The 22653-nt window shown below is 44.0% G+C and carries 18 protein-coding genes and 3 pseudogenes; 4 read left to right on the top strand and 17 right to left on the bottom strand.

Annotated elements, in window-relative coordinates; genetic code table 11:
- Positions 1-377 precede the first annotated feature (377 nt).
- Positions 378-506 (top strand): hypothetical protein, encoded by a 129-nt coding sequence (locus NSMS1_RS35240; RefSeq protein WP_263432608.1) that lies wholly within the window; start codon positions 378-380, stop codon positions 504-506.
- A 112-nt stretch (positions 507-618) separates the two neighbouring features.
- Complete coding sequence (locus tag NSMS1_RS33520) at positions 619-1146, top strand: AAA family ATPase (protein ID WP_224095792.1); 528 nt, start codon at positions 619-621, stop codon at positions 1144-1146.
- A 249-nt stretch (positions 1147-1395) separates the two neighbouring features.
- Here NSMS1_RS33520 and NSMS1_RS33515 read toward each other — a convergent pair whose 3' ends face one another.
- The 11 genes and pseudogenes from NSMS1_RS33515 to NSMS1_RS33465 all read right to left on the bottom strand — a co-directional run bounded on the left by NSMS1_RS33515 (position 1396) and on the right by NSMS1_RS33465 (position 10877).
- The gene (locus NSMS1_RS33515; protein WP_224095762.1) at positions 1396-2898 is read right to left on the bottom strand and encodes an IS5 family transposase; all 1503 of its coding nucleotides are present in this window, start codon (positions 2896-2898) and stop codon (positions 1396-1398) included.
- 350 nt (positions 2899-3248) lie between these two features.
- Positions 3249-4784, bottom strand: coding sequence for an alpha/beta hydrolase (locus NSMS1_RS33510; RefSeq protein WP_224095791.1), 1536 nt, complete (start codon positions 4782-4784; stop codon positions 3249-3251).
- A 388-nt stretch (positions 4785-5172) separates the two neighbouring features.
- The gene (locus tag NSMS1_RS33505) at positions 5173-5538 is read right to left on the bottom strand and encodes a hypothetical protein (RefSeq protein ID WP_224095790.1); all 366 of its coding nucleotides are present in this window, start codon (positions 5536-5538) and stop codon (positions 5173-5175) included.
- Positions 5539-5750: 212 nt separating this feature from the next.
- Positions 5751-5984, bottom strand: a complete 234-nt coding sequence (locus tag NSMS1_RS33500) for a DUF302 domain-containing protein (RefSeq protein ID WP_224095789.1) — start codon at positions 5982-5984, stop codon at positions 5751-5753.
- Positions 5985-6022: 38 nt separating this feature from the next.
- Positions 6023-6400: a hypothetical protein gene (locus tag NSMS1_RS33495; RefSeq protein WP_224095788.1), complete on the bottom strand. Its 378-nt coding sequence runs from the start codon at positions 6398-6400 to the stop codon at positions 6023-6025.
- A gap of 21 nt (positions 6401-6421) precedes the next feature.
- Positions 6422-6705 (bottom strand): annotated as a pseudogene (locus NSMS1_RS33490) (hypothetical protein).
- A gap of 143 nt (positions 6706-6848) precedes the next feature.
- Positions 6849-7641: pseudogene (locus tag NSMS1_RS33485) on the bottom strand (CPBP family intramembrane glutamic endopeptidase).
- Positions 7642-7692: 51 nt separating this feature from the next.
- Entirely contained in the window at positions 7693-8706 is a 1014-nt protein-coding gene (locus tag NSMS1_RS33480) for a CPBP family intramembrane glutamic endopeptidase (RefSeq protein ID WP_224095786.1), read from the bottom strand.
- Between the two features lie 164 nt (positions 8707-8870).
- Positions 8871-9428: a DsbA family protein gene (locus tag NSMS1_RS33475; protein ID WP_224095785.1), complete on the bottom strand. Its 558-nt coding sequence runs from the start codon at positions 9426-9428 to the stop codon at positions 8871-8873.
- 222 nt (positions 9429-9650) lie between these two features.
- A pseudogene (locus NSMS1_RS33470) lies at positions 9651-9767 on the bottom strand (LuxR C-terminal-related transcriptional regulator); the annotation flags it as partial.
- Positions 9768-10283: 516 nt separating this feature from the next.
- Entirely contained in the window at positions 10284-10877 is a 594-nt protein-coding gene (locus NSMS1_RS33465; RefSeq protein ID WP_224095784.1) for an ester cyclase, read from the bottom strand.
- A 651-nt stretch (positions 10878-11528) separates the two neighbouring features.
- Here NSMS1_RS33465 and NSMS1_RS33460 point away from each other — a divergent pair.
- Entirely contained in the window at positions 11529-11810 is a 282-nt protein-coding gene (locus NSMS1_RS33460; protein WP_224095783.1) for a hypothetical protein, read from the top strand.
- A gap of 43 nt (positions 11811-11853) precedes the next feature.
- On the opposite strand, the gene NSMS1_RS33455 is transcribed toward NSMS1_RS33460, so the two are convergent.
- The 3 genes from NSMS1_RS33455 to NSMS1_RS33445 all read right to left on the bottom strand — a co-directional run bounded on the left by NSMS1_RS33455 (position 11854) and on the right by NSMS1_RS33445 (position 14969).
- Positions 11854-12270 carry a hypothetical protein gene (locus tag NSMS1_RS33455; protein ID WP_224095782.1) on the bottom strand — a complete coding sequence of 139 codons (417 nt, stop codon included), beginning with the start codon at positions 12268-12270 and terminating at the stop codon, positions 11854-11856.
- 90 nt (positions 12271-12360) lie between these two features.
- Positions 12361-13839, bottom strand: a complete 1479-nt coding sequence (locus NSMS1_RS33450; RefSeq protein WP_224095781.1) for an ATP-binding protein — start codon at positions 13837-13839, stop codon at positions 12361-12363.
- Positions 13839-14969, bottom strand: coding sequence for a transposase family protein (locus NSMS1_RS33445; protein WP_263432607.1), 1131 nt, complete (start codon positions 14967-14969; stop codon positions 13839-13841). Before NSMS1_RS33445 ends, NSMS1_RS33450 begins: the two co-directional genes overlap by 1 nt.
- A gap of 547 nt (positions 14970-15516) precedes the next feature.
- On the opposite strand from NSMS1_RS33445, the gene NSMS1_RS33440 reads away from it, so the two are divergent.
- Positions 15517-17007, top strand: a complete 1491-nt coding sequence (locus NSMS1_RS33440) for an ISLre2 family transposase (protein WP_224095587.1) — start codon at positions 15517-15519, stop codon at positions 17005-17007.
- A 189-nt stretch (positions 17008-17196) separates the two neighbouring features.
- On the opposite strand, the gene NSMS1_RS33435 is transcribed toward NSMS1_RS33440, so the two are convergent.
- The 3 genes from NSMS1_RS33435 to NSMS1_RS33425 all read right to left on the bottom strand — a co-directional run bounded on the left by NSMS1_RS33435 (position 17197) and on the right by NSMS1_RS33425 (position 22260).
- Positions 17197-18522, bottom strand: a complete 1326-nt coding sequence (locus tag NSMS1_RS33435) for a TnsA endonuclease N-terminal domain-containing protein (protein WP_224095780.1) — start codon at positions 18520-18522, stop codon at positions 17197-17199.
- 406 nt (positions 18523-18928) lie between these two features.
- A complete protein-coding gene (locus NSMS1_RS33430; protein ID WP_411908706.1) occupies positions 18929-19552 on the bottom strand; it encodes a response regulator in 624 nt (207 codons plus the stop codon).
- Positions 19549-22260: a PAS domain S-box protein gene (locus tag NSMS1_RS33425; RefSeq protein WP_411908705.1), complete on the bottom strand. Its 2712-nt coding sequence runs from the start codon at positions 22258-22260 to the stop codon at positions 19549-19551. The genes NSMS1_RS33430 and NSMS1_RS33425 overlap by 4 nt, the downstream gene beginning before the upstream one ends.
- Positions 22261-22653: the final 393 nt, after the last annotated feature.

Genomic DNA, 22653 nt, shown 5'->3' with positions numbered 1-22653 from the left:
CTTAAATTTTGACAACTAATTTAATACTTAGAAACAGTATCTTGCCTTTGATATTATGCAAAGGTGGTCTAGCCAGATACTAATAACAATTGACTCACTCAATGGGTTAAAGTTCCGTTGAGACACAAATTCTACTGGCTAGTAATACTTGAGTGCCGAATGTCAACCGATGCGCTTTTGTGTGCGACGGCGCAGAGCGATCAGCTTCCCTACGGATACTGTTGGCGAATGTAATACATGTTTGTATTTTAAAATATTACGCAAGCTCAAAGCTTCAATCTATGGTTGCGGATTTTAGTTGTAGCACTTTTGTTTATGAGTTTGTAACACTTTCGCCAACAGTATCCCCTACGGGACGCTCCGCGAACGCTGGGCGCATGAATCAAATATATTCTGATTCTTGGGAGGAGACAGTCAAAAATCTGTTGCATTCATGGGGAAAGTTGAACCGTCCTTATCTTACTGCTGTGGAAGATAAATTGCTGAGTATTTTAGAGACGGAATAAGGGAACGGTATTACCAGATTTATTAACATCTTAGTAAGTAGCAATTTTTTAAAATACTGCTTTTCGCCTGCTAGTCTCAGAGCAGCCTAATTATTGTGTTAACTATGAGTAGATGAAGCTAATTCTATTTTTTGGTATTCCTGGCACTGGCAAAAGTACCCTGTCAGAAGAAATTGCACGGACATTGCATATCCCTGTATTCTCTCTAGACTGGATATTGGGAGCAATGCTGCTATCACAGTTGCGTGTTCAACAGGAAGGATTTTACATTAAGACTGCTGAAGCACTGCTGACAATGCTGATTCAAAGACAACTGATGTTAGGACAGTCGGCTATTTTGGATACTCCTGCTAATACAGTCGCGCAAAGAAAACACTGGCAGGATTTAGCGCAATCATATAATGCAGCATTTTATGGAATTGAAACAATTTGCTCACATATGGAGTTACATCGTAGACGAGTCGAAGGACGTAAGCGTGGTATTCCAGGGTGGCATGATACTGTTAATTGGAGTCACGTAGAACAAATGCGTCTCAAGAGTGAAGCTTGGAGTGCTGATGAAGGAGAACATCTGACAATAGATGCGGTTCATCCTTTAAATGAAAATGTTCAGACAATACTCAAATATGTTCAATCCTGAAGATAATAACTAGAAGGGAGCAACGCGATTTTCTGAAGTCAGACAAAAACGAGTGATGATAATCCCCTTATTGTCGGCGATCGCCACTCAAATACCTGGGTTTATTGAGAATTTGTCCATGTAATTGAGAATAAAACCAAATTGCAAAAAATCGTGTTGCTCCCATTTTTACTGTGCCAATTGAAGTCTCAGTTATTTAGGGCTTGCTGAAAAAGTCATTTCAAAGGAAGAGAAAAATTGATTAAGTAGTCAGTCCAGAAAAAAGATAAGTTTTTGTTGTTTAAGGTTGAATGAAATATCAGTTTCGATAATAGAAGAAGTAAAAAAAGACTCAGTTTTGAAAAATAGGCAAAAAAATACACAAAAAAGCCGTAATAGCAGAGTAGAAAGATTCATAACTAAAAAAGTTATGGCAATAGCGGTGAAAGAAGTATGAGGAAGTTTAGCCATAACTCTACCAAGGCTAAATCTTCGTTTACCTTGTCCAAACTTGCCCTCAATACAATTACGAATCCTTTCGTCATAAGCGGCTTGTTTCTTCTTTTCAGGGCTGACATTTTGGGGGGGTCTACCTAGTGGTGGGCCACTAATTCTAATTCCCCTTTCTTGACACCAAGCTCGATTCTCCCTCGTCCGATAAATCTTATCAACATGAACTGATTCAGGATAATATCCGGTGTAGTTTTTGTATGCTTCTACTTGTGATTTTAAGTCTCCTGATTCGTTAAAGTTGTCCCAACTAATATGGTCTAAAAATACATAGCCATCATAGTAACTAGCTGAAAACTTAGCCCCAAACTCTACTGTTCTCCCGGCTTTACCTCGGATAATCGGACGAATGTGTGGTTGGTTTAAACTGACAATGCGGTCTTGTATACTAATTTTTTGATTTTCATATAACCATAACTGTTGACGATAAACTTCTGCTACTACTAGCAACATCTTATATTGACTGTTGCTCAGTTTTAATAGTGACGCACCTAAATTTATTAGCTGCTGAATATGAGTTAAATTTCTGTTGATATATTGCAGTTGCTTTCTGATAGCTTTCCTTCTTTCTTTAACTGTTGGTTTTCTTTTCTTGGCTACTGCTAAATAATCCTTTCTTGCTTTGTTTCTGTAGGTTCTTGGTTTGTTGATATTTCTTACTAATAAGGACTTATATAATGTATCTATGATTGTTTCTGTTTGCTTTCTGGCTTGATTTAATAATCCTAAATCTGTCGGATAACTTATGTCTGCTGGCGCACAACTAGCATCTAATATTAATTTTCCTCTATTGGCTGGCTTACTTTTTGAATCCTCGACCTCTGGCTTTTTTGCTCTTACTTCTACCTCCTGTTTATTTTCTAACATCTTCCTGACTATTTCTTGATTGATTTTATTGACTAATTCTATATCTATCCTTTCTCTAAAATGAACTAGCATTGACGGGTCAAATGCAGATTCATTACTATATGCTGACATTCCTATAAAGTATTGCAGATACGGGTTCTCCCGAATTTGTTCTACTGTCTCTCTGTCACTTATTCCTAATTTTTCTTTAATTATTAATGCTCCCAACGCCATTCTAAATGTTTTGGCTGGCGCTCCCATTCTTGCTGAAAATATTTCTGCGTACTCTGCTTCAAATTTTGACCAAGGTATCATGTTCGCCATGATTACCCATCGGTTATCTGACGCTAGTTTTCCCCCAAAGGGTAGTTCAAAGTTTTCTGCTGCTTTTTCTTGCTTTTGCGCTCTTCGATACATTTTAACGCAACTTGCTACAAGGATTTTTACTTATCTTACCCTTTTTCTTTTCACCTTATTTTTCTTTCCTGACCCTGAAACTCTTCATTCTGCTATCTTTCGCCCTTATTCAGCCAGCCCTATTTAGTACAGCATTTGGTAACGTAGCAACAAGGGTTTCAGGCTGCAAAATTCAGTGAAGTTTAAATGGTACAGCTTTAGTCTGATTTATTGTGTTCCTCTGTTCAGTACGATTGTCGAGAGGGGTTTATACATCCTTAGTTTTGTTGCTGGAGGGAACCCACACTATGGTGAGCGCTGCCGCAGCAACGCACACTTTCTGTTCAGGCTGCTCTAGTGTCCCAACGCGCCTAAAGGACGCAGCGAGTACCGTCTGCGGGGATTTTGAGACCGATGAGGTAGTCGGCGACGATGTTGTTGACACACGCATTGTCGGCGGTGAGGGCTACACCGTGCTGTTCGCCCTCGACGGTCAACAGGCTCGCGCCGAGCGTCTTGGCGAGGCTGATGCCGCCCTCGTGCGGGGTGGCCGGATCGCGAGTGACCGACACGACCAAGGTTTTAGGGAGTCCTTTGATGTTCTGAGCGTAGGGGTAGCTGAGGGTGGGTTTCACGCGCCAATGCTCACAGAGGTCACGGGCGTTGACGGGCCTGCCAGTGTCTAGGAAGGGTGCAATCTTGAAAATGTCGCGCGTCATCGCGCTCTCCTGCTCAGGCGTGTGGCGTTCCTCGTCGAGGCAGTTAATGGCCAGCAGGGACTCTGTGCCATTGCCGTAGCTACCGTCGGCACTGCGCTGGCTGAGGATGTCGCGCAAGAACAGCAGGGTTTTACCGTTTCCGGCCTTGAGTTCGGTGATGGCTTTGATCACCGCAGGCCAGAGCGTCTCGCCGTAAAGTCCACTGGTCACGCCGTCAATTACGGCGGTGTAAGTGATCTTGCGTCCGTCTGCGGTGATGATCGGTTTATCAATCAGTGGCTGCACGATCTGCTGGAAGGCGGCGCTAGCTTGCTTGGGATCGGTGCCTAGCGGACAAGTCGGGTTTTTAGCGCAGAAGGCCGCCATGTTGTCGAAGGCACGCTGGAAACCCGCGAACTGGACGAGGCGACGCTCGGTGGTGCCGGTAGTGGGGTCGATCGCGGCATCGAGTACCATAGCCCGCACGTTCTGTGGGAAGGTTTCAGCGTAAATCGTGCCGAGCCGGGTACCGTAGCTGGTGCCGAAAAAGGAGAGCTTGTCATCGCCGAGTACCGCGCGGAGTACGTCCATGTCGCGGGCGACATCGCGCGTGCCGACGTGAGCCAGCACGTCCTCACCGCCGGAATGCTCGGCGCATTTTTGGTACAATTGACGGGTCTCGTGGTCGGTGTAGTCCTTGCCCCCAGAGTTGATCGAGTTGACCAACAAGTCGGCCTCTCGTTCGGCATCGGTGAAGCAGTCTAGGGCTGGTGTCGAGGCCGCAACCCCGCGTGGGTCGAACCCGATCAGGTCAAACTGCTTGGTGATCGGACTGTCGGCCAAGTCCTTTGCCACCATAGCCGCGTAGCTCATCCCGGAGTAGCCGGGGCCGCCTGGGTTGAGCAGCAGGGAGCCGATTCGTTTGCTCGGCTTGCCCTTCGCCGGTACGCGCAGCAGTGCAATCTGCGCGGTTCGCCCGCCGGGGTTCTGGTAGTCGAGCGGCACCTCAAGCCGGGCGCATTTGAAAGTGTCGTTGGCGAAAGCCTTAGCGTCGGCATCCGTGGTGGCGTAGCCCTCGCACGAGCCTAAGGTTAGCTTCTGGTCGTAGAAGCGTTTCAGATCCGTAGGGACTTTTCCTCCTGGCTCTGAGTGGTACCCGAATGTGGGCTGGCCGCAGGCACTAAAAACCAGTATCACTGCCCCAATCATTAGCGAGCTTAGGACGTGGGGCTTTTGAGCAAGCATGGTTCTCCTCTTAGCGGGAACTGTTGGCTCTAAGGCGTGCGTGGGTAGGTCACGATCTTGCTTGTGGTTAGAGAAAATGTGAGACATAGGGATAAACTCCTTCGAGCTAGTTATTGATGGGTTCAGGTATCAACGGGGTCATCGATGACCCCACCAAAACGCGGACTGTAAATTAGTTTGTTAGGACTTACGCATTGGCGGAAATAGAGTGGTGTGAGGCGTTACGCTTCCTCGATTAGTTCGATGTATATATGTTGATTTGTTTGACGCGATCACTTCGATCTAGCGTTAACTTCCGGGTATTGAGCAACCCTTCGATCTGCCAACCTTCGTCGCATTTAGTTACATTGATTCAACTTTTTCTACAAGCTTGCTTCATCAAGATACGGTTGTTTTTATACACCTCTAAAGTTCCAGACTGCGGGTTATCCAACGTGCCATCCCATACCCAATATTCATAAATTCCATTCCGAAACTTATACACTCGAACACCTTCTGTTGCTTGGCTAGTTCCTTTACCCAAACTTAAATTACCGTTGGCACTGGTTGCGCGATAAAGCAGTTCACCGTTCGTATAATTCTGCCAAATATTGATGTTGTACCCACCCTGGCATTGTGTACTCAGGATGATGCCAGCAGTAGAATCAGCAGAAGCTCTTAAGGAAAAATTAGCTAAGATACTGATTGGCAGAGCCAAGAGGAAAGCAAATGTTTTCATGAGTGTTGTAAAATTAATGAGTTTGACATTAAGCTAATCGTCATTCATTTTTTTAGACTGGTTAGCTTGTAGTAAGGGCTTCAGCCCTGTGTTTATGCAACTTAAATGCTGATTAGCTTACTTGATTGCTACTACAATGCTGTTTCAAAAACGCCAAGGTGCGATCGCCTTTTGGGCGGGCGCTTTGCGCCATCGCGTGCTAATTCTGCAACTTATTTGTGATCGACGTAACTAAGTGCTTCATTGATTAAAGGTGCAATGATAGCGATATTTTTCACCAACTCATCCGAGAGAGAAAATCGCTGTTTTAAGTAATTAGGATCGTTGTAACTCACCCACACCTTGCCGTTAGTCGCTTCCCATGCCAGTACTTTCAGGGGTAAATCCAGGGCGATCATTGGTTGTGCCACCATGAGGGAAGAGGCAGAGCCTCCCAGCCTGGGCAAGGGCTGTGTCTTAACGAGCGTGCCATTCGATTTAGACACTAATGTTCAGGGTTCACTCGCCATGTAATCACAATGATTTCTGCAAATATTAAGACGACTAATAGCCGCGAAAACGCTCCTAAAATGGCTTCCATTGTCCAGTTCTGACTCTGAAGCTCCCAGATCGTCACAATAATGTTCACTCCAATCACCAACCAGGGTAGAATTACCGCTGAATTCCGTCTGCGATAGACGCGGAGCGTCGCCTCCCGCCAAAAAGGGAAGGTACTGAAGAGACAAACAAGGTAGGAAGCTCCTGCACTGGCGAACAAGCTTGTTTGAAGACGCGAAGGCAGGTTTGGGTATCCAAGCGCGATCGCCGTCAAACAAACTCCGAGCGCAAGATACAGGAAAGTAAACAAAGTAAATCGTTTCATTTTTTCTCTTTCCAATAAAGCTTATTCTCTGTACCACACACGCACACATTGAAAGCAATTGATTGCCCCTGACTGATCATCACTGGGTGGAAAGCATTACTAGTCGTCACTCCGTAGACATCATCACTTGTGCCTTCAATCCGATCGGGTAAAACAACGGTTTCAACATTGATTACCTGTATCGTTGTACTTTCGATCCACTGATTTACAGTACTAACAACATCAGAGAAGGATTCGTAATCGGAAGCTCCGCCGAAGGGCCCCCGCTCAGTAATCCGAGGCGCAAAATCTTTGCACTGAATCATTTGATTTACCACCTGAAAACTGTAAAGTTGAGCATCAATTCCAGTAGTGGGCATCGCCCACCATTTTCAAAACCTTTCTTTTTAAAACCTTTCACCGTAAGGCTTTGTGGGCAGTGCTAGCCCTATGATATCTATTCCAAAACTTAAGCCAACCTTACCAGTAAACCACTAAGAACAAAGGCAAAAGCATGAAAGCTGATATGGGCTAACATTGCAGCATTAGTGCGAATATTGCCAAAAGAGCCAGCCAAACGCAGTCCCCGCAATTCCATTCAGTAACAACGCCCGAATAATCACAACTGGAGTGAGGGGAACGATCGCGGCAGTCGATGGCAGGTGTAGTAGTCCGAATACCAATGCGGCTAGAACGATCGCACCTTGATAAATTCCTTGGCTCGGCAACGTAACGCCTTGTTTTAGTCCTTTCCACGCTATCCAAACCAGCAGCGACATTAATCCCCAACGCATCAGAATTTCCTCAGTGATGCCGCCATAAAGCATTGCTGTAAGTGAACTCAGCCAATTCGGTTCTGTATGACTGGATGCCTGTAGCGCTTCAGGTAGAGCAGGTTTCATGAACCGATCAAGCAACAGGACAGTGATTGTTGTCGCTGCACCAACACCCAAGCTCCATTTCATCTCAATGACAGAATATGGAATCTTAGGGGTATGAAGTACCCAGTAGTCAATCAAATGTGAGCGTAATCCAACGCGATAGGCACAGCCAATTCCGATCAGAATGCTGATTGCCAGTAGAACTGTAGGCTGTAGTCCTTGTAGCAGTATTAAAACCCTCAGTGGCGGAACTTTTGCCAGTCTTTCTGGAGACAGTTTCGCTAACTGTTGCTCAACTACTGGAACCGACGTAATCGCAAGCATCACAATTCCCACACTGCCCAATACAAATAAAATCCCAAATTGTTTCAGAATTGCCATTGGTTTAACCTCCAGATGATCCGTCCTATTGGCCCATGCCAATCCTGGACATTATTGGTGTTTCCGGTGAGCTGAATCCAGCCCAGAACTGCTAGTCTGATGGCTTTGGGAAACGGGTTCAGATGCCTCGTCGCGTTTGAACACCCAGAAAACGATCGCCAAGAAAACGGGAATCAGCACGAGAGAGATGATGTCGTAGAATCTCGCATGGTACTCGCTGATGCTGAACAAGGCTGGCGCGGCAAAGAAGCTTCCAGACCAGTTGAACAAGAGAAAGTACGCGATGTTGTTGGCGAAGTGCGCGCCGATGGCAAGTTCGGTAGTGCCGTCGATCAATGAAACGATTGCATACAGCAGACCCGTGCCGACGAAGATTCCGAGGAACATCCCGATCCAGCCGCCCTCCTGTGACTCTGGATTAGTGGCGTGCGGCAGCGTGAAGATCACAGCCGACACGATTGCCAGAAAGACGCGGTTAGACCAGATCAGGCTCGCGCCCTGCACGATGTACCCACGAAAAAAAAGCTCCTCGGTGGTCGTCTGGATTACAGTGAGGATTAGTGCGATTGGCACGAAGAGCGCGAACGTCTTGAGGTCGGAGTTGAAGGAGAAGCTATCGGGGTAGAGGAGGTACTGCCCCAGTCCGGCTAGCAGCACCCACGGCACAAACCCAGCCACAAAGCCGTGACCGACGCGAGTCCAACTGATCTTCTCCCGCGCCGTGATGAGCGTTCGGGGATGACGCTGGTGGATGAGGGTGACGGCGATGAGAATTCCTGCGAGGAACACCGGAAAACCCGCCATGCTCACGACAAAGCCCCCCACCCGACCGAATGCGGCATAATCCAGCCGACCGAAAGCCGCGACCCCCTCTTTGCCGCCGAGCGCAAGCGCGACGAGCGCACTGGCGAAGTTGGCAACGACCATCCAGGCAAAGAGGATGATCATCAGCCCCAGAACATACCGCCACCACCGATACTTCCCCCACCCAGCAGCCTCGACGTAAGTCGCGTCTTTCACTTCTGTTCCGATTCCCTGATGTCTTTTAATTGCTTTAATCTTCATCTTTGTCTCCTTTACTCGTAAATATATGTAGTACTTGGAAGTTAGCGAACCTGTTTTGCGGTCATTCCAGTGAGGCGTTTAAATTCAACAAAACAGGCAAAAACTAGCGATCAAATGCGCGATCGCCGACTAGCACTCACAAACAAGTCAGGTATAAATAGAGCTTAGTGACTTGCTGCAACAATGGCTGTCATCAACTCTGTCATTCTCCAGCGTGCGGCATATCGAATGGTATTGATAAATAGGACTGGGGCAGTTGTTACTCCACTGTATATTCCACTTTCGATATCTTCGTGGATGCGATCGACATATACTTGTTTAGATAAGTCTTTGAGAAACTGAGGAATATCAAGCCCCAAATCATTGGCGTACTCTACAAGATAACCGTTCTCTAACTTCTGTTGATAAACAAATAAAGTATCGTGCATTGACCAAAATTGCCCTTGGGCAGCGGCGGCTTCAGCGACTTCGGCGGCTCGTTGAGCATGAGGATGAATCTGTGTTTGCGGAAAATGACGGAAGATAAAGCATAAATAATCTTCTCCAAAAGAAGCACTCAGCTCTTGTTTGATTCCTTGAATCATCCTGTAAACGTCCGCACTTCTAGAGCATTGATAGTCTCCATACATCACCAGCACGACCTTGGCACTCAGCACACCTTGCATCCAATCTTGAGTTGAAGGGGGTACAAGTAAGGAACTGTAGCTGCGATCATCGTTCATTTTTTTTACGTTTGCAGTAAGTATGGAACTTTGCAATTGACTTGCTCAATCCATTGACTGCATCTCTATTTGCATACATTCAATATAGGAAATTGCCTTCAAGCTGTCTTCTATAGCGAGTTAAAATTTTTACAGTATAAATTGATAGAGAAACCATGCCATCGTGAAGTAGAAGGCTAGTTATAACTCAAGTTAGAATCCCAATTCTATCGAAAGTACGCCTCATAAATTAACAATGCCGCGTTTAACGGCAACAATTACAGCTTGGGTGCGATCGCTAACATCTAGTTTATTCAAAATCCGATTAACATGAGATTTGACAGTGCCTTCACCAATACTGGGGTATAAGTATCATCGGAACAGAAAACCGAGTTAAGCTTAAAAGCCTTGTTAGATAAGGATTCTCATGATAACGAAGGTCATTGACGCTTTGCTGATCATCGAGTCACTACTCAACGAGAAAGTAAGGGTTTCAGCTTTTTAAAATGCTTGTATTACTCATGTAATATCTCTTAAACCAGTTTTCTGCGCGAATGCTACTCATAGAATGGCGCTAAGAAATGCTTTTTGTTTGGCATAAGCGATAACTTCTCTACGAGACGCTACGCGAACGTTAAGCTTCGCTAACGCGGTTGCTCGACCGATGCCCGATGTTCCGCCAGTCACCAAAGCAACCTTGTCTTTCAGCATTATGATAGTTACCTCTTGTTGTGAATGGCTGTGTCACTTTGTCAAAAACTCAATGAGCAATACGTGTAGGAGCCAGCAATAGGAAGCGCCTCCTACAACCAGGATGAGTACGATCCTGGTTGCAAAATGGCGGGTTTAAGCATTGATATTTGCCGGCTCCTGCACTTAGTTGCGATCGCTGGCACGATCGATCAGTGCGTTTGAGGGCAAGCTCGGATCAAGTACCTTGCGCGCACTGTCAACCCCTACAACAGGCAGTGTACCCGGATCAAGCATACCGAGTTGAACCAATATACTCGCCTGATCCCAGTAGAGATGTTCGTGGGCTAGCTTGTTGTCACGAAACTGAACAATTGCTACCAATGCCACTTCAACCCGTTTAAGAGTCGGAGCAATGCCAGGTAGCATCCAGTCCATCTGGATGGTATGAGTGAACTTAACTAGCATTTCATCGACTAGTTGATTAGTGCCGATTGTGCGCGAGACCGGAGTCAGCTCCATGTCCGGCGGCATCTGTGGAATGAAGTACTTGGAATAAAACTCGCGCAGTGCCGGTTTCCCTACTCCCCCAATCATTACCGGAATGCCGTTAACGTAAGCATCCTCAACCATCGTGGCGAGGGTATCTTCAGTGTTGTGAGCGTCAAACTCAAGCCGCAGATGCTCATCCCAGAGTTCTTGCAAAAACTCCTGGGCTGGTGTCAGGTTGCTAGTTGCCTTTCCATTTGCTTGTTCGTCTACAGATTGCTGTTTGACCATAATTGGATTCTCCTAGTTCTATTTATTTAAAAAGTGTATTGAGTTCCAAGGCTCGACTTCTTTCAAATTCTTACAATGATTTGTCAGATTCTTGTGGAATTAACGAACCTGCTTTGTTGTCATTCCAGTAATTCGCTTAAACTAAGGATTTGAGCGTTTGCGATCGCCCGCTTCCGTCCCCTTTACATTTCTTTAGAGACAGCCTCTTACCGCTCTCAAGGAGCATGATTTGCCTGATTGGATGCACTTCTATTTGCATAAACTCAATATAGGAAATTGCCTTCAAGCTGTCGTCTATAGCAAGTTAAAATTTTTACAGTATAAATTGATAGAGCAACTATGCCATCGTGGAGTAGAAGTGTGATTTGAATCATAAAATAAACTTTTAGCTCATGATATGCTTCAAAAAATATTAACCATTTTATGCTTCAAAAATTAGCGCCAAAGTAGAATACATCTTGCATGTAATACACGGTTAGGACTAGACTAACGCTGTATTACATGGGAAGGTTTATGCTGAAACGGGATATACAAGGGAAGTTTGCTTTTCAAACGATGATTAACATCAAGTGCGCTCTTTGAGGTTGATCTCGGAAACCTGTAACTTTTTACTGATTTTTAATTGTCTTCTTAAGTAAGGGTTTGCAAAGTATGAAAGATATTTTAAGAGAAAAACTATTTAATCAAGGAGTTGAGCCAATATTCCAAGCCAACAATTTAACTAAATATTCAGCACTTAAACAAAGAGAAGATGAATTTAAGTCGTTGTTTAAGATTGAACTAGCAGAATATATTGACTCAAAGAGAGGATTTAACTTCCCTCTATTTATCCGCGATTTTTTGAGTGAAGATAGCTTGCCATATAAGGATGCAATTTTGCAAAAATATGGAGAGCGTGCAGCACATTTGATTGGAGAATTAATTTGTATTTGAAATACTGACTTTTTCAAGTTCAAAATGATTTGAAATGTAATCTTCAAATTGGGAAGTGCTGTTGTAAGATTGGGTACAAAGAAGCTGCGATTGCCTCGAATTTATCACCATCTGGATAGGGACGAGAAATTTCTTCACCGTCTTCGTTCAACCATTCTTGCCGTATTGGAGTATACTCAAGCGATAGAATAGCATTTCTCCACCAGCCCGATAATGCTAGATGTTCACTCCCCCAAAATAGCCGAAAATCAACCTTATTATTTCGATAAAATTCATTAACAGGATTAGCATAAGGACGGTTTTTCGGATCAAAAGTTTCGGTAAAATAGCCTTGAAAATCAATTGCTAAAAACCCTTTTTCAATTTCTGCTGTCAATTTAAAGCGAGAGTGTAGATAATGAGTAGATAAGATTTTGGCAGATGCTAATTCAAATTCTATAGGTAAAGTAGACAAATTCATTAATTAATAATTTCCTTGAATAACAATGCGAAGATTATTGAAAAACTGAGGACTTGGATAAAAACTGTTTATTACTGAATTTTTTAATGTTCATTCAAGTCCGACAGTATCTCGTTTGGGTTTGCGTTGCCCAACACGCCCCGAAGACTTTTTAGGGGTTTTAGGCATTTCCTGTTGAGTTGCTTTTTCATCTAGTGTCTTCTCTTCTAATGTGGGAGTGTCGATAATATTTGTCTTTAGTGGTGCTTCACTAATTGAAGAATCAGCAAGTTTTGTTTTCTTACGAGTTTGTTTTTTCTTGGGTGCTGGCTCTATAGACGTTTCATCTGGTGTTGTAGAAGCCGTTTCATCATCGCTCTCCCTGACAGGCTTTTTACGAGTTCGTTTCGCTGGAGACGCGGGTTTGTCAGATTTTGGGAGCGATGCAGCCGTAGTCTCCCCGCCCTTGGATAAATCCACCGCCGCTTTTGGTACAGAGGTCGAACCCATGCCCATCTGTAGCAAATGCCATAAGTGTTCACGCCGGCTTTCCATGTAAGAGAGTTTTTGTTCACCCTCAGTGGTATCCAAAGCCATACGTTCACATTGGGCTAGTGTGAGCGTATGTTCATGCAGTCGTTCTAAACTCAAAGTATCGTGACCATCATGCAAAGCTGCTGCCACAGCCCGGATGAGCCAGTCCTTGAGTACCCCAACACAACCAATGGAACGCTCATAAAAGTAAAGCCAATGCTGCATTAGCTCTTTGACATCCACATTCAGAGGTACTTGCATCAGCAGTGCCAATAATGCAGCTTGAAAATCCTGGCGGTCAAGTTCATTCTGATACAAATAGCGCGGAAAATGGATATCCAGTCCCCTTCGGGATGCTTGACCACTTAAATTACGAAAATTCAACAGTTCGTAAGTCCCAATCAGAATGTGTAGCACTCCCGTAACATTGGTCATGGACTTAATCCAGTCCAACTGGTCTAAAAGTTTACCAGCACTTGCACCAGTTCCAATCTTCATTAAGTGCTGTGCTTCATCCAAAATCACTGCCCGTACACCACGCTTGGTCATCGCTTCTTCTAATGCGTGGCGCAGTTCAGGCGAATCATTAAACTGAGCTGTTTTAGTCCGCCCACGCCCTTTCTTCTCCCAAGTTTGTTCCGCATCAATATCTATCAGCATCCGCCGCTCATAGAATGGTTCTCCCAAAAGTTTCAGCGCAGTGCGGTAATAATCTGCCCGATTAAACACCCCACCATCCGGTGGTCGTGTTTCTAACAGCAATAACGGCATCGGGGGCTGAGTGCCGTTACGATAGCTTAAGGAATTGGATACACTGGGTAACTGTTCGGCTACATTTTCATTTAACCGTTTAGCAATCTGCCGAATCATCGTTGTCTTACCCACACCGCTTGGCCCATAAACCAACACATGAGCAAATCCGGCGGGTTCTCGAATCGCACGCATCAACAGCATATCTACCCGTGCTAACTGGGGATGTAAAACTGCATACTCCTTAAACTGAGTAAGTTTGAGGTGTATTTCGCCGTTTTGATTGCCGGTTAAAAATTTGTCCATTAACGGTATTCCCCTAGTATTGGCAGTCGCGTGAGATCCAACAGTTCAACGTTGTTTTGCAGTGGTGGCAATTGTTCGTCATCTTGACTGTGTGCTGACATCTCTGGCTCAAGAGTGCTGACTCTTGGGAACTGGGGTATACCTTCGGTATTGGGTGTTACATTCTCTAGTACCCCAACCGCTTCCAAATCCCGTAACCGTTGCAAGAGCAAGGTTTCATGCTCTTGCACTGCCGCAATGAAGTCAGCAAGGCGTTTGGCAGAGATATTTGTACTCACAGCATTACGCTTATCTTGTTGTCTAATTTCTTGGGCAGCTAATAGCACTTCTTTCTCTGTGCGTCCAGCAAAGGTGCTGTAATACTGGGAGATACATTTGACCCATCTTCCCTCCAGGTACGCATAAGCTACACCCATATCAAAAGGGTCATAACGCACACTGACTTTGGTTTTTTCGACAACCGGATTGCGGAAAGCATCGTTCCAGTAATAAAGATAATTGACTTTAATTCCCTGTCCTGGCTGGACTTTAGCGTTACCTTTGGGTGTACTAGGGCGTGTTGCCATGAGGAAGTCTTCGTTGTATGCAATGCGGCGGTGTTCCCTCTCCCCTGTAGCAACGATTGCGTCGGTATAAACTTGTAATGGTGTCTCACCCAAGGAATCATGTACGCTCGTGTCATAAATGGTGTATGCCCACTCACACAGGTAGGTATATAAATCTGCCAATGTCCAAACGGCAAGTTGTTTGGGGTCAACAAATGAAGTCAATTGGCGCGGTTGTTTACTGGCTTGAGTGTTGCCCAGTAAGTTAAAGATAAATTCCGTATTGGTTGTACCGAATAATCGCTCAACTACTGAGCCAAAACGAGGTTTACCACCAGGACGAGTCTTTTTGATGCAGTGGTAACGTGCTAATAAGGTATCAAAGTAAACGCTATGAAATTCCTTGCCACCATCTACAACTACAGATTGGGGAAAACGACCCTCACGCTGAACACACAACCGTAGTGCCATCATGCAAGACCTGTAAGAAGGTGGGTCAAAGGTGAGATAAACTGCTAGGATGCGTCGGGAGTAGGCATCAATCAGTAATGTCAGCCAAGGTCGTCCTAAGTTCCGACCAGTCACTTGGGAGCGTAACTCGATGTCGAGTTGGGTGTGGTCAAGATGACAGATAGCAAAGGGGCGGTCTCCGTGCCGGGGTGTAGTTTTAGCTAGTTCTAAAACAATCGGTTCGGTTGCGTATGCGGCTTTTGCCCCCTGACGTTTTAAAGTCTGCTCATGGATGGGACGCTTTTTTAGACGAGTATAAAATGTACGCTGACTCAGTGGTGTGATGTTGGCAGCACAGCAGGCTCTTGTATAGGCGCGATAAACGGAAGCGGCGGGAGCTTGTCTTGGTGTCTCGAAGTGTTCGGTAATAAATTGATCTAATAATTTGCTTGCATCTATTGGTGCTTGGGAGCAACGCGATTTGGTGAGGTGGGATCAAAAACCAGCGATCGCTAACAACTTTCTTCAGTACTAAAAAATATTTCTTATATTAGAAGCCGTATTAATACGTAAGCTATCAACCAATTTCAAGTCTGGTGATGTGTGCAAAAATTTATAAAGGTCAAAAACAAGGTAGGATTCCGGTTAAGTAATCTTTCCAGAGTTTTAACGTCTACCTTTTATGGCAAAAAATATAAGTGCAACTCTTGATTTAAACAAGTCAGTTAAAAGTTTTCACTTACAGGTCACAAAACTTTTAGAATTTACAAATATCACAGAGTGGGATGGAAAAAAGCTGAGAGAACGAGAAAAAGAAATTAGAGAACAGGCAATGATTTTAGCAGGTCAATGTATAGCTGTTTTATTATATAATCTTTCCGTATCCCCAAAAATCCTAAACTATTCTGTTAGTCAAACACAGGGATGGAGAAATTTAAATACACAAAAACATGGTTCTAAAAAGCGAAAAATAGTAACAATTGGAAACGTCGAAGTAACTTTAACTTTACCTTATGTACTTGAACGGAATCCCACAAGTAAAGAATCTGATAATCCTCTGCTCAATGAGCCAAAAATAAAAACTTCAAATCAAGGATTTTGTCCGTTTTTAAAGTGGCTAGGGATGTCTGAAGGTATTACCCCTCTAGTCTGGTCAATAATCGCAAAATATGGTGCGATCGCTAGTTCTTTCGATGCAGCACGTTCGACGCTAACGGATTGGGGAATAAATGTTAGTTTAAAACGAATCGAACGCCTGACTTACCTTTTTGGTGAAATTGGTATTAATCTACGCCAATCAAAAATATTAAATCTGGAGATGAACCACTTATCTAATAGTAATGTTCTCAAAGGCCAACGAGTTGTAATCGCTGTAGATGGTGGAAGAACTAAAATTAGGTTTAATAAAAAAGGTAGACGCAGTAAGAAAACAAACCGTCATGGCTTTGTTGGTGAATGGATGGAGCCAAAGTTACTAACAATTTATGTAGTAAATGAAGAAGGTAAAAAAATTAGGACATCGACAATACCTATTACGAATGATGGCACATATTCAGGTTATAAAGAATTCCTCAAAATTTTAGAGATGTATTTAGTAAATTTGGGTATAAGTGAAGCCAAGCAGGTGTTATTGATTGCTGATGGTGCAGAGTGGATATGGATACACATTCCTCTTTTACTAAAAAAATTAAAATGCCCACTTGAAACTTATCAATTATTAGACTTTTATCACGCAGCATCACATTTACAAGATTTTGCTGATGCCGCTTTTAGTACAGATAATGAGCGTCAATCCTGGTTTAAAAAATCTCGGAAAATTTTAAAGAAAGGTCAGGCACTAGATTTAATGAGAAATATGGGTGAATTTATTTCCGAGGCAACAGGAGAGCGCTGTAAAATTATGGTAAGAGAGCGAAATTATATTTTAAAAGCGTATAGAAGGAGGCTTTTAAAATATAACGAAGTTGCAGCTCGAAAATTACCTCTCGGTAGTGGTGCAGTTGAAAGTTTAATTCGTCAAGTTGTTAATTTACGCATGAAAGGAAACAGTAAGTTTTGGTTACAAAATAATGCAGAAATTATGTTACATCTGCGTTGTCAATGGATAGCTAAAAGTTGGGATAATTTTTGTGATTCTATCTTTAATTCTTTTATCAAACCCCAAACTGGTTGATAAATTTTATACTTTAATTCTGCCTTCAATTTATTTTCTGCCGTAATTGATACTAAGTATCAAAGACTTGTTGCAGAGATTTTTGGAAATAATCCTCAAATGACTTGCTAGCAATCTTTTTGAGATATCTCATCAAGATGATTTTTCGTGTAAATCAATATTTTATTTGTAAATAAAATCACTATTAAATTAAGTATGATTTTTAGCGATCGCTTGATTTTGATCCGACTTCACAAAATCGCGTTGCTCCCTTGGTGCTTTGGGTTGGCGATTTCCTCTACTAGCGGTACGTGGCAGTAACCCAACATAACCGCAACCAAAAGTGGCTTCGGCTTCTCGAAACTGTTTGACCCATCGAGACAAGGTGCTTTGAGGTATGTCCTTATATATGTCTGTGCGGTGCTGGAAATATGCTTGTACTAGATGAAATCTGTGATTGGCTCTTTGTAGATCCGTAGGCGAGGCGGCATCCATCAATTCATGCACTTTTTCATTGATGGTTGCGTGTGTTTCTGAAGTATGAATGTTGATAGTGCCGCTATCAAATAATGAATGAAAAAATGCTGTGGGCAATTGCATTGGTTGCCCGACTTCGGGTAAAAGTGTGGTTGTCTTCTCGCCCAAGTTAACTAAAGTCCAAAGTTGTGCGTCCCAGACTAATAAGGTATTGGGCAAAAGTGTTGTGGGCGAGATGATTTGTTGATGATGCCCAGTTGTCCCTATGGCTAAATGTGTATGAGCAGTATGAGTTTGTTGGTCTGCCCATAGCTGTACTCGCCAATGCTCGACTAAGGGAACTGCATACAAGTCTACGTAGAGTTGCTCAGTAGCAATCATGGCGTAAATATCGTTAGCACGTACTCCCCCGATGGTTGCAAGTGTAGTGGCTATGGTTGTTCCTGGACTGGCTTGAACTGACGACAGTATTTGTTCTGTAATGGAGTGGGGGATATTGGCACTGAACCTAAAGTAGTCTTCTAAAAACATTAGGTTCTGAGTGAATATGGGATTTAGTTCGGTATCGGTGCGAACATGGTATGTGAGTCCAAATGATGCGGCGTAAGCTTCTCCTGGGGGGCAATGCCAATGACCAGTTTCAGTTTTTTGGTAGCGTGAAGGGTATTTTTGGGCTAGTCGTTTTAATTCGGTTTCGGTTTTCCATTCTTCCCAGGCTGCACCCGTCGTCCGCAGCACGAAGAAGTCTGGGGTATGGTAATGACCTATTTTCCGTCCGTTTTGGTTTTGGTAATGAATTTTAAATGGCGGTGGTTGGTCGTAGAACTCTAACACAATAGGGTCATGTTCCATTTGATAAATCGCCCACAGTTCTACTGTGTGGCTCTCAAATTGAATGGTTTGACCCATTTTGCGGCTAGGGTAAACTCCACTGACGTTCTTGGCGCGTCCTTGTACTCTGCGAGAAGGTGGCGCAGCGCGAATTGCGGCGATTAAGTCTTTGCAGGATACCGTTAGTTGCTGTTGCCTACACCAATAATCAAATTCGTCGTCTGTCATGAGAGTTTCTCATCCAAGAAAAGAGTGTTTCTCTTTGCCAGGAGGCAGTTTTAGGATTTCAGTACGCCAGAAAAAACTACGGAGTCATGGTTTTAAGTGAAGCATATCTTGGAATTTTGAACCATATTTTGAATTAAAAGTTCAAGTTAGAGCAATTTTTTCTGAGATTTTTTGTCCAAGTTTTGTCTCTTTATGTTTTTTCAACTCATTCTTTAATTATGCTTTATAACTTCAACTTTATCTCATGATTTGATTCAAAGTTTGATGTTGTGATTGGTGAGAAAGCCTGAAATTGCGTTAACTTTTTTTCGCTTTATGGTTCAAAATTTTTCCCAAATTATGATTCAAAGCATAAGAAGGCTGGTTCTAACTCAAGTTAGAATCCCAATTCTATCGAAAGTACATCCTATAAATTAACAATGCCGCGTTTAACGGCAACAATTACAGCTTGGGTGCGATCGCTAACATCTAACTTATTCAAAATCCGATTGACATGAGATTTGACAGTGCCTTCACCGATACTCAAAGCAGCTGCAATATCGGCATTGCTCATTCCCTGAGCCAGTGAACGGAGTACTTCTAGTTCTCGTTCACTCAGTTCAGGATTGCTGAGGCGCTGTACCAACTTTGCTCCTACATCAGGCGGAATATACTTCTGACCCCGATGAACAGTACGAATAGCATTCAGAAGCTCGTCAGGTTCAGTTTCTTTCAACAGATATCCTTTTGCGCCTGCCTGCAATCCCCGATAAATATCTTCGTCACTATCATACGTGGTCAGTACAATAATCCGAGCAGATTTAGCAGTAGCACAAATTGCACCGATGGCGGCAACTCCTTCCACTTCAGGCATTCGCAGATCCATGAGCGTGACATCCGGTTGGTGTTCCCCAAATAGAGCGATCGCTTGTTCCCCATTTTCGGCTTGGGCAATTACCTGCATATCTGGGTCACGGTTAATAATGGTGGCTAATCCTTGCCGAAAAATAGCATGATCGTCTGCAATGAGAACCCGAATGCTTTGGCTCATTGTGATGCCTCCTGATCGACGGTAACAATCATCTCTGTTCCTTCTCCAGGTTGACTCCGAATCGTGAGTTGTGCGCCGATGCGCTCTGCCCGTTCGCTCATGCCTAGTAAGCCAAAACCCTCAGAGGCTGGAATACTTCCAACTCCAAAGCCCTGTCCATTGTCTTGCACGCGCAAGCAAACCTGATCGCGATCGTAGATTAGCTCCACTCGAATTTCATCAGCATTGGCGTGTCTAATCGCATTGGTTAAGGCTTCCTGCCCAATCCGCAGTAGATTACTCTCGACTTCAGTCGGCAGAGAATATACTGCACCCTCAATCTCATAATATAAAGTGGTATCCATTGCGGCAGTTCTGAGTTGAGCGACGAGACGATGTAGAGCGCTCTGTAGACTGCCTTCCTCCAAAAGCTGAGGACGGAGCGCTACTACCGATCGCCGCGCTTCAACCAGTCCAGTTCGCGCCAATTCTTTGATCAGGTCTATGTGTGCCTCAGTTGCTTCTAAATCATCCGTTAACACCTGTTTTGCCGCTCCTACCTGAGCCAGAATGCCTGTAAACGCCTGAGCGAGTGTGTCGTGAATTTCACGCGCCATGCGGTTGCGTTCTTCCAAAATTGAGGCTGCTTCTGCTCGCTTTTGCAGCGTAATATCTCGCGCTATCCAAATCACCTGTTCGTGCCGAATCGGTGCAATGCGCGCTGAAAACCAGATTTCTCGTTCAGCTATCCACTGGCTGTATTCAACTGTGAGTACTTGTTGGGTTCTCAGCACCTGCTGAATGTAACTCAGGAATTCATCAGCTTGTTTTGTAGCATAGATTTGATGCAGTGTTTTACCAAAATACTCCTCCCTATGCAACTCTCCATATGACGGATTCCCTTTGATTGCACAGATCAATTGTCCCTCACCATTGAAGATATACATTGGATCGGGAATAGCTGAAAAGAGCGCCCGTAGCTCTGCTTCAGAGGCTTGTAATGCTACTTCTGCCTGTTTGCGATCGCTAATATCCGCAAGCACCCCTTCGATGTAGTCATCGTCTGCATTCAGATAAGAAGAGAAAAGCCCCCAAAACACTGTCCCATCTCGTTTTCGCATCTGTGCTTCAAAGCTTCGCACTTCCCCATCCCGCTTCATCACCTCAATGCCTTGTTGGCGATCACTGGGATTGACCCAATAGCCTATAGTGTGTTCAATCCCAATCATCTCTTGGGGTGAATCAAAACCAAACAGATCGGCAAAGCGTTGATTGGCATTGAGAATTAATCCATCACAGGTGCGGGTGCGGTAGATACCAACCTGCGAGTTTTCAAAGATAGCTCGGAACTTGGCTTCACTGCGTTGTAATGCCTCTTCTGCTTGTCTACGCTGGGTGGTGTCATTGCCAACTGATAAAATTTCAATGACATCTCCCTGTTCATTGAAGATGGCTTGATTTGACCAAACAACCCAAACTCGCCGACCGTCTCGACACAAGTTTTCACCCTCGCCTTGCGGGTACGATTGAGGATTACGAAGTAAATCATGGACAAAGGGTTTGACATCGCGTCCAGAGATTTCGATGTCTGGAATGATTGTTTCAAATAAGGTTCGCCCTAAAATCTGATGTTCTTCATAGCCAAGAAGCTTTACCCCATAATCGTTAATGTAGTGAATCCGTCCTTGCGGATCATAGCGAATGATAACGGAATTTGCGGTTTGTAGCAGGTTGCGGTAGTTCGCTTCACTTTGTCTCAATGCGGCTTCGGTTTGTTGACGTTCCGCGATCTCCTGCTGCAAAGCTTGAGTTTGCTCTTCTACCTTCCTTTCCAGTGTTTTGGAATAATCCGATAATCGTTCATATAACCGAGCATTCTCCAGTGAAATTGCTGCCTGAGCAATCAACAGTTTAAGGACTTGCAAGCGATCGCTAGTAAACACTCCGGTACTGAAATTGTTCTCCAGATAAAGTATGCCCATCAGATGATTTTGCTTGAGAATGGGCATACACAGGAGCGATCGCGTCTGTTGATGTTGAATATAAGGATCAGTTGAAAAAGACGATTCGCTGATTGCATCATCAAGCACCAGAGTTTCAGATGTGCGTTCTACTGATTGGATGACGGAGACAGGAATTGTTGCACAGTCAGCAACAGCGATCTTTTCTAGGTTACACTGTCTACTCCCACTGCACTGAGCCACAACAGTGAGCCGATCATCTTCCAGGAGAACCAGAGCGCCAGTTTCGGCTCCTGCATTTTTTATCACCACCTGCATCAATGTTGCAGTTAATTGATCGAGATGAATCATTTCTGAGATGGCTTGAGCCGCTTTCATCGCCGCAGCCAAATCGATCGCCGCAGTTGGATGACGGATCGTTTCATCAGTCACGATTGAATGTGATTGCCGAACTAGGTTGGTGTTGAGGAGTTGTGGATAGCGTTTTTCTAAATCTTTAACTTTAGCGGTTGCGCCCCAGCGATCGTAGCAATAGTGTGCCTCTTTCATGTAAGTTTGAGCAATTTTTGACCGCCCTCGCGCCAGATAATGTTTAGCCGCTAATTCATAGGCGAGTGCTTCTTCCTGGATACACTCATTTTCAGCAGCCTCCGCGATCGCTCGCTCATAAAACTCTTCAGCCTCAAAAAATTGCCCTAAGACTCGCGCTTTTTCTGCCTCGAATAGATGAAATTTACATGGATAATTCATGGGGCGCGTTCTGCCCATTTCTGCATCTTTTCTTGATTGATGTTAACACAATTTAGTCAAGCTAGCTACTTTTTGGGAGTTTGAAGCATCGAGCGGTAGGCTTTTGGTTATAAACCTGCCCAAAAAGCCTTATCCCTCTTTTTTACTTTAGAAGAAAAAAAACAATAAGAGATTCAACTAGCAACAAGGAAACTGACTGGAGAAGCGCGAAAATCATTCATAAAATCGATTAATTTTAGAAAACAGCGTTTCATACCAGGAATGTGAAACACTGTGAGCCAAGGTTGAATCAAACAGTAAAAAATATATGGTTGAATGATTAATCTCAGGTTATTTAAGGCACTCTTCCATGTTGTACCAGTAGACTTGTCCGAAATATTAACTTAGGAAAAGAAAAATGGTAAAACGTTA

It is taken from the genome of Nostoc sp. MS1 (assembly GCF_019976755.1).
Classification (GTDB): domain Bacteria; phylum Cyanobacteriota; class Cyanobacteriia; order Cyanobacteriales; family Nostocaceae; genus Trichormus.
Note: the sequence above shows the minus strand (reverse complement) of the source record. Positions and strands in the feature narration are given on the sequence as shown.